Consider the following 16942-nt stretch of genomic DNA (forward strand, 5'->3'; position numbering starts at 1 on the left):
GGTTGTTGACTGTTCGCTACCGAGAGGCCCAGGACTCCCGTCATGCCCCAGTCATCCGCGCAGGTGACCGCCGCCGAGATCTCCCGCATCGCGGGGGTCACGCGCGCCACGGTCAGCAACTGGCGTCGTCGGCACGAGGACTTCCCCGAGCCGTCCGGCGGCACGGAGAGCAGCCCCCTGTACGACCTGGAGTCCGTGCGCGCCTGGCTCGCCTCGCGCGGTCACGCCTCGGCGGCGACCCCGTCGGAGGAGCTGCGCACGATGCTGCGCCTGCGCGCGCAGAGCGGGGGTGGGGGCGGCGGCAGGTCGGAGGATCTGCTGCTCCTCGTCCTCGCGGCGGCGGGCGGCTCGGCGGAGGCGCTGACGGCCGCCACGCGGCTGCCGGACGCGGAGCTCGTCACCCGCGCGCAGCGGGACGCGGCGTCGGCGGCCGGTGCCGTGCCGGCCGCCGACGCGGACGCGGTCCGTTTCGAGGCGGGCGACGCGGCGGCGCTGCGCGCGTTGTACGCGTGTGTGCGCGACGAGGGCGGCCAGGCCGCGCTGGGCGTGCTCGCGGAACGGGAGCTGGAGGACAGCGCCGCGTCCGGCGCGTACGTGACTCCCCCGCCGCTCGCGGACCTGCTCGCCGACCTGATCCCCGGCTCCCCGGCCCGCGTCCTGGACCCGGCCTGCGGCAGCGGCACCCTGCTGGCGGCGGCAGCCCACCGAGGGGCGCGCGAGCTGTACGGCCAGGACACGCTTCCCGTGCAGGCCCGGCGCAGCGCCGTGAGCCTGATACTGACGGCCCCGGAGGCGACGGTCACCGTGCGCGCCGCCGACAGTCTCCGCGCGGACGCCTTCCCCGACCTGGTCGCCGACGCGGTGCTGTGCAATCCGCCGTACGGCGTCCGGGACTGGGGTCACGACGAGCTGGCGTACGACCCCCGCTGGGCGTACGGAGTCCCGGCCCGCGCCGAGTCGGAGCTGGCGTGGGTACAGCACGCGCTGGCCCATCTGGCGCCCGGTGGTCACGCGGTGCTGCTCCTTCCTCCGGCCACGGCCGGGCGGGCGTCGGGGCGGCGGGTACGCGCGGAGCTGGTGCGCAGCGGGGCGCTGCGCGCGGTGATCGCGCTGCCGGCGGGGGCGTCGGTGCCGTTGCACGTCGGTTTGCAGGTGTGGGTACTGCGACGGCCGGAGCCGGGTGGTCCGGAGCGCAAGTCGGTGCTGTTCGTGGACACGGCGGCGGACGCGGTGACCGCACGGACGCGGGGCGGGAGCCGGTCCGCGTCCGTGGACTGGGAGGGCGTCACGACGCGCGCCCTGGACGCGTGGCGGGCGTTCACGGAGGACCCGGACGCGTTCAGGGGTGAGCCCGGTGTCGCGCACGCGGTCGGCGTGGTGGACCTGCTGGACGACGTGGTGGACCTGACCCCGGCGCGACTCGTACGGGCGTCACGGGCCGAAGCCGATCCGGCGGAGCTGTCGGCGGAGGTCGCCGCCACGCGCCGGAAGCTCACCGAGGCCGCGGAGGCCCTCGCGCGGACGGCCGGCCGTGAGGAATGGAGCGCGGCGGGCGCCACGGCGCGCGAGTGGCGGACGGCGACGGCGTCCGACCTCTCGCGTGGTGGTGCGCTCACGCTCCTGCGGACGGTTCCGGACAGCGTGCGCACGCGGGCACAGGCCGCAAGCGGCGAGGCCGGTGGGGGTGGGCGGCCCGAGACCCGGGCGGTGCTCACCGGCTCGGACATCACGACCGGGTCAGGCCCTACGGGAGAGCCGACGGGGCTGTACGACGACACGGCACCCGTGATCGCCGTCGGGGACGTCCTCGTACGGGCGGTCGCGAACACGGAGGGTCCCATGGCCCGGGTCGCGGGAGAGGAGGACGCCGGCGCCCTGCCCGGCTCCCACGTCCACCTCTTCCGGCCGGACCCGGCACGCCTGGACGCCTGGTTCCTCGCCGGGTTCCTGGGCGCGGAGGAGAACATCGCGGGCGCGTCGACGGGCAGCACGGTCCTGACGGTCAGCCCCGGCCGGCTGCGGGTGCCGCTGCTGCCGCTGGAGGAGCAGCGGCGCTACGGGGAGGCGTTCCGGCACGTGCACGAGCTCCGGGCGGAGGCGCGGAGGGCGACCTCGCTGGCGGAGGAGACGGCGCGGTTGCTGGCGGGCGGGCTCACGGGCGGGCAGTTGCTGCCGTCGGGAGAGACGGCGGCGGAGGTACGCGGCAGGGGTGGCGATTCGTCCCATTAGACACGCAGACCTCCATACATAGACCACACTTGTCGGACCGTCCCGGTCGGCCTGTCGGCTCCGGGGTGGTGGGGTTGGGACATTTCGGAAGGAATCCGGGGATCCAGTTGAACAGCAGTAAGCACACGGAGTTGGCGAACCACGCGTGGTCCGTCGCCGACCTCCTGCGGGGGGACTACAAGCAGTCCGACTACGGCAAGGTCATCCTGCCGTTCACGGTGCTGCGGCGACTGGAGTGCGTGCTGGCGCCGACGCGTGAGAAGGTCGCGGAGATCGCGGAGCAGCACAAGGAGAGCGGGATCGACCCGGACCGCTTCCTGCGGCGAGCCTCGGGTCACTCCTTCTACAACCGGTCGGGCCTGACCCTGAAGAAGATCGCCGCGGACCCGCAGAACGCAGCGCAGAACCTCCAGGTGTACGTGGGGGCGTTCTCCGACAACGCGCGGGGCGTGCTGGACCGCTTCGAGTTCGCCCAGCAGATCAAGCGGCTGGACAGCGCCGGGCTGCTCTACCAGGTCATCGCCAAGTTCACGGACCTGGACCTGCGTCCCGAGGTCGTGCCCAACCACAACATGGGCTACATCTTCGAGGAGCTGATCCGCCGGTTCGCGGAACAGTCGAACGAGACGGCCGGTGAGCACTTCACGCCCCGCGAGGTCATCCAGCTGATGGTGCGGCTGCTGGTCGCGCCGGACGGTGACGCGCTCCAGCTTCCCGGCACGGTGCGCACCGTCCTCGACCCGGCCTGCGGCACGGGCGGCATGCTCTCCGCGATGGACGACCTCATCACCGAGTTCAACGAAGATGCCACGGTGGAGGTGTACGGGCAGGAGCTCAACCCCGAGTCGTGGGCGATCTGCCGGTCCGACCTCATGATCAAGGGCCAGAACCCGGAGAACATCGCCTTCGGCAACTCCTTCTCCGACGACGGGCACGCCCGCAAGACCTTCGATTACATGCTGGCCAACCCGCCGTTCGGCGTGGAGTGGAAGAAGGTCAAGGACGAGGTCGAGCACGAGCACAAGGCGCTGGGCGAGGCCGGCCGGTTCGGGGCGGGGCTGCCGCGGATCAACGACGGGTCGCTGCTGTTCCTCCAGCACATGATCTCGAAGATGAAGCCGGTGGACGTGAACGGCGGGGGCGGGTCGCGGCTCGCAATCGTCTTCAACGGTTCGCCGTTGTTCACGGGGGCGGCAGGGTCGGGTGAGTCGGAGATCCGGCGCTGGATCCTGGAGAACGACTGGCTGGAGGGCATCGTCGCCCTGCCGGACCAGCTCTTCTACAACACCGGCATCTCGACCTACTTCTGGATCCTGACAAACCGGAAGAGCCCGGACCACAAGGGCAAGGTCGTGCTGCTGGACGCACGCGACCAGTGGCAGAAGATGCGGAAGTCGCTGGGCGACAAGCGGAAGGCTCTGGGCAAGGAGCACATCGCGGAGGTCGTCAAGCTGTACGGCGAGGCGCTGGCCGTTGCGGGGGATGCGGAGCATCCGTTGCACGGGAAGGTGAAGGTCTTCGCCAACAAGGACTTCGGGTACCAGCGGATCACCGTGGAGCGTCCGCTGAAGCTGCGGTTCGAGGTGACGGAGGAGACGCTGGCGGCGCTGGAGGCGTCGAAGGCGATCCAGAAGCTGCCGCAGGCTCCGGCGTTGGCGGATGCGTGCAAGTCGCTGGTGGGGGCGAGCTGGGGCACGAAGCAGGATGCTTGGCTCGCGTTGAAGGACGCGGTGGTGCAGGCCGGCGGGACGTGGCCCACGGGGGCGCCGTTCAACAAGGCGCTGCGGGATGTGCTCGGGGTGCGGGATCCGGAGGGCGAGGTGCAGCTCGTCAAGGGGCAGCCTGAGCCGGATGGGGATCTTCGGGACTACGAGAACGTGCCGCTGGGTGAGGACGTTGAGGAGTACCTGGAGCGGGAGGTCTATCCGCATATGCCGGATGCGTGGATCGACCACAGCAAGACGAAGGTCGGGTACGAGATTCCGTTCACGCGGCACTTCTATGTGTACAAGCCGCCGCGGCCATTGGCTGAGATCGACACGGAGTTGAAGGTGCTGGAGGCGGAGATTCAGGGACTGTTGGGGGAGGTGACAAAGTGAGGCGAGCCGTCAAGCTGAAGTACTGTCTCACTACGTCGGATTCCGGAACCTGGGGTGACGACGCCAACGGCGCGCATGACGTTCCCGTTCTCCGTTCGACGGAGATCGGGCTCGACGGCTCGATCAACGCGCGCGAACCCGCCCTGCGCTCTTTGAACCTACGCGAGCGGACCCGTACCCGCCTACGCAAGGGAGACATTCTTGTGGTGCGCTCCAGTGGGAGCGACTTGCATCTGGGGAAGGCGGGTTACGTGGAGGAATCTGCAGCGGGACTCTCTTTCTCAAATTTTTTGCAGCGCCTCCGCTTCACCTCGGCGTACGATTCGCGTTTCGCCTGGCACTTCCTCAATTGCACCGATGCAAAACAGCAGATCCGGAAACTGAGCTCCACGACCACAGGCCTGCAGAATCTGAGTGCGGGCCTCATCTCCGAGTTGGAGATTCCGTCACCTCCGCTGCAGGAACAGCGCCGCATCGCCGAATTCCTCGACACCGAGACGGCGAGAATGGACAGGCTAACCTCGCAACTTCAGCGATTCGATCACGACGTCCGAGAGCGCGAATCCGCAATTCTCGCGAGCCTACTCAATGCTGACTCTCACAGCACTGACAGTAGTTTGCCAGGCGGCTGGTCTTGGGTGCCGCTCAGGCATCTCACTGACCCTTTGCGTCAGATTATGTACGGAATTGTGCTGCCCGGTCCAGACGTGGCGGAGGGAGTTCCGATCGTGAAGGGCGGCGACGTTGCGGCGAACCGTTTGTCTCTCAAAACCTTGAATCGGACCACTCATGAGATTGAAGCCGGATACGCACGTTCCCGCCTCAAGGGCGGAGATCTCGTTATCGCTATCCGTGGCAGTGTGGGAGAGATCGCGGTCGTACCGGACGAGTTGACGGGTGCCAACCTAACGCAAGACGCTGCTCGGATCTCTATTGGAGAAATTACTAACGCCGACTGGCTCAGGCTCGTACTCCAGTCACCAGCGGTCAAGGCTCAAGTCCAGCAGCGCATCACTGGTGCAACGATTAAAGGCATCAATATCTGGGATCTAAAGCGGATCTCAGTACCGACGCCGAATCCCAGTGACCAGCAAAAGTTGGCGCAGGAGGCTGGCAAGGCCCTGGCTACTCACGAAGCCCTACGTAGCCGAGTGGAACGGCACCAAGCACTGCTCGGCGAGCGCCGCCAAGCCCTTATCACCGCCGCCGTAACCGGCCAGTTTGATGTAACCACCGCCAGCGGCCGCAATGTAACCGCAGGAGTAACCGCATGAGCCCCGTGCACGACGAGTCTTCCTTCGGGTCCGCCATCGTTGCTGCCCTCTGCGAGCGCGGTTGGCGGGAGGCGAACCCCGAGGACTACCAGGCCGACCTCGGGCTCGACACTAACGAGTTGTTCACCTTCATCGGGGCAACCCAGCCCGACGAGTGGAACGAACTGCTCACCGTCTATGGTGGCAATCCCAACGAAGCCCAGCGTGGTTTCGCGCAGCGGCTCGATAGGGCCATCGCCGATGACGGGCTGCTTCACGTCCTCCGGAACGGTGTCAAGGACCGGGGCGTCCGTCTCCGCGTCGCCTACTTCAAGCCCAACCTCATCTCCGCCGACTCTGTACTCGACGGCTACCGCGCCAACCGCCTCACCGTCGTCCGGGAACTCCCCTATGCCACCAAGCAAGCCGACTGGGGTCATCGGCTTGACCTGACCCTGTTCCTCAACGGCATCCCCGTCGTCACGGCCGAGTTGAAGAACCCGCTCACCGGGCAGGGAGTCGAGCAGGCCAAGGAGCAGTACCGGACCGACCGGGACCCGACCGAGTTGATCTTCACGCGCCGGGTCATCGCGAACTTCGCCGTCGACCCGGACCTGGTCTTCGTCACCACGCAACTGCGCGGCAAGAACACCCAGTTCCTGCCCTTCAACACCGGCTCGAACGGCCCCGGCCAGCCCGGCGGGGCCGGCAACCCCGCTCCCACAGCCCACGGCACGTACGCCACCTCCTACCTCTGGGAACAGGTCTGGCAGCCGAACAACTGGCTCGACCTCCTCCAGCGCTACGTGCACCAGCAGAAGCACAAGACGCCCGGCGGTGGCACCACCAAGTCGACGATCTTCCCCCGTTTCCACCAGTGGGACGTGGTCCGCAAGCTCACCGCGCACGCGTCCGTGCACGGCGCCGGCCAGAACTACCTGGTCATGGCCTCCGCCGGCTCCGGCAAGTCGAACACCATCGGCTGGCTGGCCCACCGGCTCAGCGACCTGCACGCCCGGACCGATCCCAGCGTCCTGAACCCCGATGCCCTCGCCGAGGGCCGTATCAAGCCGGGCGAACCCGTCTTCGACAAGGTCATCGTCATCACCGACCGCCGGAACCTGGACGCCCAGCTCCGAGAGACCGTCGGTGGCTTCAGCCAGACCGACGGTCTGGTCGTCAAGGTCGACGAGAAGCACGGCGCGAAGAGCGAGCAGCTCGCCCGTGCCCTCTCCCGGGACACCGGGAAGATCGTCACGGTCACCCTGCACTCGTTCCCGGCGCTGCTCGACTACATCAAGCGCAACCCCACGGAGATCAAGGGCACCCGCTTCGCGATCATCGTCGACGAGGCGCACTCCTCGCAGTCCGGTGACGCCGCCACCGCCGTGAAGTCCGCCCTTCGCGACCTCGGCCTGGACGCCGACTCCGACGACGAGGGCGCGACCACGGTCACCGTAGACAATCAGCTCAAGGCGAAGGCGGTCGCACGCTCCCGTGCCGCCAACCTCTCCTACTTCGCCTTCACCGCCACGCCCAAGTCCAAGACCCTCGAACTCTTCGGCACGGAAGGCGTGGAGAACGGCAAGACCGTCTACCGTCCCTTCCACACCTACTCCATGCGCCAGGCCATCGAGGAAGGCTTCATCCTCGACCCGTTGCGCAACTACGTCACCTACAACACCTACTGGAAGCTCGCGAACCTCAACCGCGACGAGAAGGAGGTCGACCCCTCCAAGGCGAACAGCATGCTCGCCCGGTTCGCGCTCATGCACGAGCACACGGTGTCGCAGCACGCCCAGGTGATCGTCGAGCACTTCCTCGCCCACACCCGCGGCCGGCTCGGCGGACGCGCCAAGGCCATGGTGGTCACGGCCTCCCGTCACTCCGCCGTGCAGATGGCCCGCGCCATCCGCAGTTACATCGCCGACCGCGAGTACGACACCAAGTACCCGGACCTGGGCGTCCTCGTCGCGATCTCCGGCACCCTCACCATCGACGGTGAGGAGACCACCGAGGTCAAGGAGAACGGCGGTATCTCCGAGGCCGCGCTGCCGAAGGCCTTCGGCTACACCCGTGCCGACGACAAGGCCGCGAAGGCCGGCGGCAAGGGGCAGCAGGAGTACCGGATCCTGGTCGTCGCCGAGAAGTACCAGACCGGCTTCGACCAGCCGCTCCTCACCACCATGTACGTCAACAAGACGCTGACCGGCATCGCCGCCGTGCAGACCCTCTCCCGCCTCAACCGCACGGCCGAGCGCAAGTCCCAGGCCGACCTGGCCGTCCTGGACTTCGTCAACGAGGCCGAGGACATCCAGGACGCCTTCCGCCCGTACTTCGAGGAGGCGCACACCCTGCCCTCCGACCCGAACCTTCTCTACACGGCCCAGAGCCGCGTCATGTCCGCGCCGATCATCTCGGAGCAGGACATGGACGAGTTCGTCGCCGCGTATCTGGAAGCGGAGAAGAAGGCGGGCGGTGTCCAGTCCAAGTGGGAGAAGCTGCACGCCGAGCTGTACCGGCTCCTCTCCCCCGCCGTCATCCGCTTCACCGCCCTCCTGGAGAGCGAGGAGGAGGACGACGTCGAGACGGCCGAGGAATTCCGCGCCAACCTCAACGACTACGTCCGCAAGTACGGATTCCTCGCGCAGATCGTCCCCTACCGCGACGCCGAGTTGGAGCGCCTGCACCTCTACGGGCGCCACCTCCTCAACCGCCTCCCCCGCCTCGCGGACGGCGGAGTCGACATAGGCGAGGTCGACCTCAGTCACCTGCGCGTCGAGAAGACCGGCGAGCACGACGTGTCCCTCAATCCCGAGGGTCCCGCCGAACTCAACGGCTTCGGTGACGGGGTGGGCGGTGCGACGGACGCGGACAAGTCACTCCTGTCCGAGCTGATCGAGAAGTTCAACTCCAAGTTCGGTACGGAGTTCACCGAGGAGGACGTCCTCCCGGCCTTCAACGCGACGAAGAAGGACCCGAAGGTCCGGGCCGCCGCCGTCGTCAACGACGAGGAGAACTTCGGGATCGTCTTCGACAAGAAGTTCGAGGAGAACATGATGGATCATGTCTCCACGATCGACACGCTCGGCAAGCGGTACTTCGGTACGGACCGGGACTTCAAGTCCAACCTCGACCGCAGCGCTCGCCGCGCGGCCTGGCGGATGATCCGCCGGGAGGAAGGGTTGGACGACTTCTGAGGCAGAGGGTGGAGCCCAGCACGCGCCGGGCTCCACCACTCGCTCATCCCGCAGTCGTCTCTACGAACCCTGCCCACGCCCTCGGCCCGAAGGCCAGCCTGGTACCGGCTGGGCACTTGGAGTCCCGCACAAAGATCACTCCGGGCACTGCGGCAACCTCTACACACTGGCCACCTTCAGCACCGCTGTAACTGCTCCTGACCCAATCGAGTTCGGTCGTCAACGTCCGGCTCTCAGTGGCTGTCATAGCTCTCCCAGCAGCTTCGCGATGTAGTCCCGGCTCTCCCGTGGAGCGAGCGCCTGGCTACGGATAATCCCATACCGGGCCGCCGCTAGGTTCGTCTCGTCTCGCTTGGTCTCGAGACTGCTGCTGCCCTGTACTTCCGCGTACACGAACTGCTCTCCGCCCTTGCGGTTGATCACAGTGAAGGGCCCGTCGATGCCGGCGTTGTCATCTCGATCCGTGGGCATGACTTGCAGCTCCACGTTCCGCTTGTCCCCCACAAGGAGTAGATGCTCAAGCTGCCCCCGTAGTACAGCCTTTCCTCCATGCGGTCTGCGCAGCGCTGCCTCTTCCATGACGAAGCTCATTAGAGGGGCAGGCCAGCGGTTGAAGATCTCATGCCGCGCCAGACGGGCGACTACTCGTTGCTCGATGGTCTCCTGATCCAGCAGTGGGCGACGCATGGCCAGGATGGCTCTCATGGTCTCCTCGGTCTGCAGGAGACCGTTCACCACGATGGTGTCGTACGCACAGAGCTCCACCGCCTCTGCCTCAAGCCTTGCCATGTCCCGGAAAAACTTGGGGTACTGGGCCCGAGCCATCTCCCCTTTCAAGGCATTGAGCAGCCCTCCCGCCCCCAACACCTCATCCGCCTTCTCAATGAACTGAGGCTGCGGAATCCGCCTCCCCTGCTCAAACGAGGCCACCGTGTCCGCCGAGTACCCCAGCCGCTTCCCGAACTCCGCCCGCTCCAGCCCCGCCCGCGTCCGCAGCAGCTTCAACTGCCGCCCGAACGCCGTCACCACACCCGTCCCCGGCTCGTCCTCCGGCCGCCGCTGCTGCCGTACCGTCTCCTCGTCCCGCACCTCGGTCATCGCCCTGCCGCCTCTCCGCGCGTACCGTGCCGTACAGCGCCCGCGCCGATCCCGTACGAAAGCCCGGCGACGGCGCGTCACCACTGGTCACGCTATGCCACAGCGCGTCACCGTAAGGGCATGAACGTCACACAATCACCCCCTACGGTGCACCAGTTCTCGATGCGCTTCAGCTCCACCCCGCGCGGCGCCCGTCTCGCCCGGCGCATGTGCGAGCACTGCCTCGACGCCTGGGGCGTCCCGTACGACAGCGACGCGCACGACGTCGTCACGCTCGTGGCGGCGGAGCTGTGCGCCAACGCCGTTCAGCACGGGCACGTCGCGGGCCGGGACTTCCACGTACGGCTGACCGCCGACCCGGCCACCCGCACCGTACGGATCGAGGTCACCGACACCCGGGACGAAACCGTCCCCCGTCTCCCCGCCACACCCTCGCAGGACAGCGAGGGCGGGCGCGGCCTGCTGCTCGTCGAGGCGCTCGCCGACCGCTGGGGCTGCTCGCCCCGCGCCGGGGGCGGGCCCGGCAAGACCGTCTGGGCGGAGTGCACCGCCTACCCCACCTGACTTGATCGCACAACCGGCACCCACCCTGGTTGGACGCGCGCGCCCTCACCCGGAAGACTGATCAGATCTCTTCGGGCACTCGACGCGAGCGGGGGCGGAACCAGGTGCCGGACGTACGACGGATCGCGGAACGCTACGAACTGCTGGAGCAGTTCGACCACGGCGGCATGGGGGACGTCTGGCGCGGTTACGACGCCGTGCTGGACCGCCCGGTCGCCGTGAAGCTGATCCGGCCGCAGGCGGTGACGTCCCCGCACCTGGCGGAGGAGTTCGAGAAGCGCTTCCGGCGTGAGGCACGCGTCACCGCGCGGATCCAGCACCCGGGCGTCCCGCAGGTGTACGACGCGGTCCTCGACGAGTCGTACGAGCAGCTGTTCCTGGTGATGGAGCTGGTCGACGGCGTGCCGCTGACCGCGTACGTCCGCCCCGACCAGCAGCCGCCCCTCCCCGTCAGCTGGGCGGTGTCCGTGGCGGCGCAGGTGGCGACCGTGTTGTCGTACGCGCACGACGTGCCCGTCGTCCACCGTGACCTGAAGCCCGGCAACATCCTCGTCGCCCGGGACGGCACGGTGAAGGTGCTGGACTTCGGCATCGCGGCGATCCTGCGGACGGACGTCACCAAGCTGACCGCGACCGGCAGTCCGATCGGGACGCACCAGTACATGGCGCCGGAGCAGGTGCGCGGCGCCCGCGTCACCCCGCGCACCGACCTGTACGCACTCGGCTGCGTACTGCACGAACTGCTCTGCGGACGGCCGTTGTTCACCGGGGACAGCGAGTGGCAGCTGATGATGCAGCACGTCAACGCGGCTCCGACGCCGCTGCGGCAGGTGCGTGCCGACATACCGGGGGCCCTGGAGGAACTCGTCCTTCACCTCCTCCGCAAGGCGCCCGAGTCACGGCCGGCGGACGTGCAGGAGGTGTACGAGCGGCTGCGGCCGTTCCTGCCGGCGCCCGGCGAGGAGCCCGCACCGGGCGAAGCGGGGCCTGCCGGGGCACCCGACCCCACCGGGATCTTCCGCCGCCCCTACGCGCCCCGCTCGCGTACCGCTCCCCCGAGCGCACGGCCCGCCGCAGCGCCGGGCGCGCCGCCCGCCGTTCCCGCGGTCGAGCGGGAGGCGCTGCGGGAGCAGGTCCGCGAGGTCCACGCGCACTACCTCGCGTTGATGGAGGAGGAGCGGTACGCGCAGGCCGCCGAGGTGGTGGGCGAGATGATCGAACCGGCCGCGCGGGCGCTCGGCTCGGACAGCAAGGCGGTGCTCGGACTGCGGATGCGCCGGGCGGTGAGTCGTCAGCTCGCCGGTGACCACCGGGCCGCCCTGCCCGAGTTCGAATCACTCGCCGACGCCTACACGCGCGTCAGCGGCCCGAGCAGCGAGGAGGCCCTGGACAGCCGCGCCCAGGCGGCCCGCTGCCGTGGCGAACTCGGCCAGGTGACCGAGGCGCTGGCCGGGCTGAACGGCGTGCTCGACGCCGTACGCGCCGTCGACGGCGACGTGAGCGAGAACGCGGTGGAGCTGCGCCGCGACATCGGCATGCTGCTCCTGGCGCAGCAGCGGGCGGCGGAGGCGTACGACGTCCTGGAGCCGCTGCACGCGGACCTGTGCGTGGTGTTCGGCCCGGACGACGAGCTGACCGCCGAGGTCGCCGAGACGCTGGCCGTGATCCGCCTGGATCTGGATGGTCCCGGCTCCTGACCGGATTGGCCATCGCGGCTGAAACCGCACGTAACACCTGGCGTTCGCGCCATCATGGGACGATCAAGCAGGCGGTAGCGGCGGCAACGCATCTTCATGCTGCACTTCGCCAGTGGGAGGGGATCGAAGGCATGAGGGCAAAGAAGGCCGGGGAGACCACGCCGAGCGTGGCCACACAGGTGCGTCAGGTTGGCGGAGCGCTGAAGACGGTGTACGGCAGTCTGCTGGACGTCAGCGATCTCGAAGGTATGCCTGCGCATGAGCAGGAGCCGCGACTGCTGTCGCGCGCGCTGACTGCACAGGCCGTACGCATGGTCACCGGCTTCAGCCCGCAGGAGGCGGCCCGGAGCGTCATCGACGGACACGCGGACCAGGGCATCGACGCCATCGCGGTGGTGGACGGCCCCCAGCCGCACGTGTACCTGGTGCAGGGAAAGTGGAGCCCTGAAGGGAGAGCCGCAGCCGATCGAAAGGCGGTACTGGAGCTCTTCGCCGGCCTGCGCCTCATCGATGACGAGGACTTCGCCCCGTTCAACCCACGAGGGCGTCAGCTGGCCGAATACGCCAAGACCGTCATGGATCAAGGGCCCGTGCCCGTGACCCAGGTCATCGTGCTGATGCGGCCCGACGATCCCGGTGTCGGCTTCCAAGACGCCCTGGCCAACGGCGAGAAGGAGTTCAACCGCTACGGCGAGATCCTCGACCACCGAATCATCCTGGCACCCGAGGTGTGGGCCTCGGTCCGGGAGGACCTCACGCCAAGGCCGGTCCAGCTCACTGCGACTCTTTTCCCTTGGTTCGGAGTCAGCTCCCCGTACGAGTCCTACCAGGGCGTTGTCATGGCCGAGGAGATCGCCGACTGGGCCGCAAGCGGCTCCGACCTGTTCAACCTGAACATCCGCAACCCGCTCGGCCGAACCCCGATTAATAATGCCCTCATCGAGACCCTCACCGAGGAACCATCCCACTTCTGGTACTTCAACAACGGCATCACCGTGCTGTGTGACTCGGTCGAAAAGGCCCAGCAGAACAGGCGTGCACCGCAGCACTACCCACTCACCCTCACTCTGCACAACGCGAGCGTGGTGAACGGCGCACAGACCGTCCGATCCGTGGCCGAGGCGCTCGCTTCCGACGAGGCCGCAGCACAGGCACAAATCGGTGTGCGCATCATCGTGACAGGTGCTGCCGAAGAATTCGCCAGAGAGACGACAAAATCGACGAACCGGCAGAACAGCGTGGGAGCACGTGACTTCATTGCCCTTGACCCGGTCCAAGCGGCGATCCTGGAAGAAATGCGGGCCGAGCTCGGGCTGGACTACAGCGTGCGCCGCAGCGAGCTGGAGCCACCCGAAGAGACCGGCTGCTCCGTGGTCGAGGCCGCATGCGCACTCGCCTGCGCCCACAAGGACAGCCAGTACGCAGCCCGCATGGGGGTCTCGCTCGACGTACTCTGGGAGAGGGGCGCACAAGGCATTTACGACGTCCTTTTCCGGCCGCAACCAGGCGCTTACCTTCTATGGAATGCGGTGCAAATCCTGCGCGAGGTCCGTCGCACCCTCTACGGGCTGCGCAGCCGCTACGAAGGGCGTGGCGCGGCCCTGACCGAGCACGGTGTCTTTTTGATCGCCCATCTCGTCTTCCGGCTGTTGGACACCGAAGCCATCGACGAACCGGATCCCGCACTCGAATGGTCCAAGGAGGCCACCGGGAGAACCGGGCCCCTCGTCAAACAGTTGTTGCCCATCGTGGCCGCATCCATCGACGAACTGTTCAAGGAACGTTCACAGATCCGTGCCGTATGTTCGGATGTTGCGCGATGCCGCGAGCTTTCCGAGCATGTCCTTGACATCGTTGCGAACGGCGATGGGGCCAGGACTCCGGACAAGTACCGGCGAGTCCAGGCACAACGCAAGCGCCGTCGCCCCAACGCGGTGTCCGTGCTCGTCGACAAGCAGATCCTCGGCAATGGAGATCCGCTCACGCTCAAGGCCGGGTACCCGTTGGAGGAGGAAGCGCTGCGAGGTTGGCTCGCCGAGGACGAACGGCGGGTGCGGGCAACCTGGGTGAACCACCGAACCAAGCCGCTCCTCTGGGCAGCCGATGGCAAGCAGTACTCGCCTTCCGGTCTGATCACCCGTATGTGGGAGCTCGCGGAGTGGGAGAAGCGGCCCGTGGCCAACCAGGGCACGGCCAGGTGGGCGATCGCCACAGGCGAGACCCTCGCGGATCTGGCGTGGCGGGCTCTGGATGAACTCGAGGAGTCAGCCGAGGACGAACGGGGCCGTGATTGACGCAGGAGCGGCGCAGGCGCGCACCATTCAACGAGCGGACTATGCCGGTTCGGGTCTAGGAAAGAATCCAGTTATGCCGCACCTCGCTTTCGACATCGGTTTCTTCGCCGAACTCCCCAAGCTCCAGCCGCCGGTCAGGAAGGGGGTCCTGGACGCCTGGGAGAAGTTCGGCCGGCTCACCCTCGACCAGCTCTTCAAGGACCCGGGGCTGAAGCTGGAGAGCCTGACGAAGGCGAAGGACAAGCAGATCCGGACGATCCGCATCGATCAGTTCTGGCGCGGTGTGGTGCTCGCGCCGTCGTCCGGGGACACCTTCGTCCTGCTGCGGGTCATGCCGCACGACAAGGCCATCGACTGGGCGATGAAGCAGAAGTCCAGCATCAACGAGGTCACGCGGGCGGTCGAGATCCGGGACGCGGCGACCCTGGACGAGATCACGCCCGCGTACGAGCGGGTGGCTCAGTCGTCGCCGAAGCCACGGCTGTTCGCGAAGTTCTCCGACGGGGACCTGACCGCGCTCGGCATCGACGCCGAGACGCTGCGGCAGGCCCGGTCGCTGGTCGACCAGGAGCAGTTGGACGTCTTCGCGCCGCTGCTGCCACAGGACCAGCGGGAGGTGCTGCAGTACCTCGCCGCGGGCTGCACGGTGGAGGAGGTTTGGCGGGACATCGTGGCACCCGCCCTCCAGGCGTCCGCCCAGCCGGTGGACACGCGGGACTACGAGACGGCGATCCGGCACACCCGGGCCCGCATCGCGCTGGTGTCGGCCCCCGAGGAACTGCGGGACATCCTCGAGAAGCCCTTCGCGGCCTGGCGGGTCTTCCTGCACCCCTCCCAGCGGAAGGTGGCGTACCGGGCGTCGTACTCGGGGCCCGCTCAGGTCACGGGCGGACCGGGTACCGGCAAGACGGTCGTCGCGCTGCACCGGGTCAAGCACCTGCTCGGACACCTGCGCGACGGGGACCGCATTCTGCTGACGACGTACACCAACGCACTCGTCAACGCGCTTCGTTCGGGTCTGGAGTCCCTGGTGGACGACCCGGAGCTGCGCGAGCGCGTGGACATCTCGACGGTGGACGGCTTCGCCGGCCGTGTCGTCGCGGAGGCACCGGGCGCGGTGGCCCTGCGTCCGCTGATGAGCAACGAGGAGGTGAGCCGGTGGGGCAAGGCCGCCAAGGCGACGGGCTTCACCGGCAGCGCGCAGTTCCTCGCCCAGGAGTACCGGCACGTCGTCCTGGCCCAGGGCATCACCACCCTCGCCGAGTACGAGGCGGCGGACCGGCGAGGCCGCGGCAGTCGGCTGGCGGCGTCCGAACGGCCGCTGGTGTGGGAGACGGTGGAGCGGTTCACGGCCGGCCTGGCGGAGGACGGTTGCCGCACCTGGCTGCAGACGTGCGTGGAAGCGGCGCGGCTACTGGAGGAGAAGGGACCGCAGTACCGGCACGTGGTGGTGGACGAGGCGCAGGACCTGCATCCGGCGCAGTGGCGGCTGCTGCGCGCCGCCGTTCCGGCCCGCCCGGACGACCTGTTCATCGCGGGCGACCCGCACCAGCGCATCTACGACTCGAAGGTGTCGCTGAAGTCGCTCGGCATCAAGGTGACCGGGCGGTCGGTGAAGCTGCGCAAGAACTACCGCAGTACGCAGGAGATCCTGCGCTGGTCCACCGCTCTGCTGATCGGCCGCCCGATCACCCAGCTGGAGGACGAGGACCGCAACGAGACCCTGCTCGGCTACCGCTCCGCCCTGCACGGCGACGGGCCCGCCGTGCACGCCGCGACGACCGAGGAGGCCGAACTGGACGCGCTCGTCGACCAGGTGCGGACGTGGCTGGACGCGGGGGTCGGCGCCGGGGAGATCGGGGTGAGCGCCCGGTTCAACAAGACGTGCGCGAAGGCGGTGGCGCACCTGAAAGAGGCCGGGATCCCTGCGGTGACGCTGCGTTCCGCCGAGGCGGCCACCGGTGAGACGACGAAGGTACGGGTCGGCACCATGCACTCGTTCAAGGGCCTGGAGTTCCGCTGCGTCGCGGTCATCGGTGTCAACGACGAGGCGCTGCCGTTCCCGAAGGCGGTCACGCCGCCCGAGGTGGACCCCAAGCAGCACGAGGCGGACATGCTGTCCGAACGCTGCCTGCTGTTCGTCGCCTGCACACGGGCGCGGGACAGCCTCTCCGTGTCCTGGTCGGGCGAACCGAGCACCTTCCTGACCGAGGCGGGCGTCACCGCCGTCTGATCCCCCTCGGCACGGCACCACTCTCCAGCGCTCATTCACTCGGGAGAGCTCTCTTTTTGCGGCGGTGTCCGCGTGCTCGCACCCACGACAGGGCTGGAACCTTCACACATCAATCACCATTCGATTGACAGCGCTTTCAACATCATGGTTGAGTGCTCACGCTTCCGGTGGCGCCTGGGGGGACATCACTGGAAGCACCTGCCCCTCATGCCCGGCTGAATCCGGAGTGCCCTGGCGTCGCAGCCCGTTCGACGCCTCGCCGTCCCGGGCGTGCC

At 68.0% G+C, this 16942-nt stretch carries 10 protein-coding genes; 8 read left to right on the forward strand and 2 right to left on the reverse strand.

Features of this window, described 5'->3' with window-relative positions:
• Nucleotides 1-42 precede the first annotated feature (42 nt).
• From ACFXAE_RS20445 to ACFXAE_RS20460, 4 genes are all read left to right on the forward strand, one after another.
• Nucleotides 43-2229, forward strand: a complete 2187-nt coding sequence (locus ACFXAE_RS20445; RefSeq protein WP_384716542.1) for an N-6 DNA methylase — start codon at nt 43-45, stop codon at nt 2227-2229.
• 107 nt (nt 2230-2336) lie between these two features.
• Nucleotides 2337-4328, forward strand: coding sequence for an N-6 DNA methylase (locus tag ACFXAE_RS20450; protein ID WP_384716545.1), 1992 nt, complete (start codon nt 2337-2339; stop codon nt 4326-4328).
• A complete protein-coding gene (locus ACFXAE_RS20455; protein WP_384716548.1) occupies nt 4325-5602 on the forward strand; it encodes a restriction endonuclease subunit S in 1278 nt (425 codons plus the stop codon). Before ACFXAE_RS20450 ends, ACFXAE_RS20455 begins: the two co-directional genes overlap by 4 nt.
• The gene (locus ACFXAE_RS20460) at nt 5599-8781 is read left to right on the forward strand and encodes a type I restriction endonuclease subunit R (protein ID WP_384716551.1); all 3183 of its coding nucleotides are present in this window, start codon (nt 5599-5601) and stop codon (nt 8779-8781) included. The genes ACFXAE_RS20455 and ACFXAE_RS20460 overlap by 4 nt, the downstream gene beginning before the upstream one ends.
• 43 nt (nt 8782-8824) lie before the next feature.
• On the opposite strand, the gene ACFXAE_RS20465 is transcribed toward ACFXAE_RS20460, so the two are convergent.
• Both ACFXAE_RS20465 and ACFXAE_RS20470 read right to left on the reverse strand, forming a co-directional pair.
• Nucleotides 8825-9028, reverse strand: coding sequence for a DUF397 domain-containing protein (locus ACFXAE_RS20465; protein WP_384716554.1), 204 nt, complete (start codon nt 9026-9028; stop codon nt 8825-8827).
• Nucleotides 9025-9879, reverse strand: a complete 855-nt coding sequence (locus tag ACFXAE_RS20470; protein WP_384716557.1) for a helix-turn-helix domain-containing protein — start codon at nt 9877-9879, stop codon at nt 9025-9027. The genes ACFXAE_RS20465 and ACFXAE_RS20470 overlap by 4 nt, the downstream gene beginning before the upstream one ends.
• A gap of 120 nt (nt 9880-9999) precedes the next feature.
• Between ACFXAE_RS20470 and ACFXAE_RS20475 the strand changes: the two genes are divergently transcribed.
• From ACFXAE_RS20475 to ACFXAE_RS20490, 4 genes are all read left to right on the forward strand, one after another.
• Nucleotides 10000-10443, forward strand: coding sequence for an ATP-binding protein (locus tag ACFXAE_RS20475; protein ID WP_384716560.1), 444 nt, complete (start codon nt 10000-10002; stop codon nt 10441-10443).
• Between the two features lie 104 nt (nt 10444-10547).
• Nucleotides 10548-12140 (forward strand): protein kinase, encoded by a 1593-nt coding sequence (locus tag ACFXAE_RS20480; RefSeq protein ID WP_384716563.1) that lies wholly within the window; start codon nt 10548-10550, stop codon nt 12138-12140.
• A gap of 5 nt (nt 12141-12145) precedes the next feature.
• The gene (locus ACFXAE_RS20485) at nt 12146-14434 is read left to right on the forward strand and encodes an AIPR family protein (RefSeq protein WP_384716566.1); all 2289 of its coding nucleotides are present in this window, start codon (nt 12146-12148) and stop codon (nt 14432-14434) included.
• A 73-nt stretch (nt 14435-14507) separates the two neighbouring features.
• Nucleotides 14508-16667: a UvrD-helicase domain-containing protein gene (locus ACFXAE_RS20490; protein WP_384716569.1), complete on the forward strand. Its 2160-nt coding sequence runs from the start codon at nt 14508-14510 to the stop codon at nt 16665-16667.
• Nucleotides 16668-16942 lie beyond the last annotated feature (275 nt).

The sequence above is a fragment of the Streptomyces sp. NPDC059454 genome (assembly GCF_042749965.1).
GTDB lineage: Bacteria > Actinomycetota > Actinomycetes > Streptomycetales > Streptomycetaceae > Streptomyces.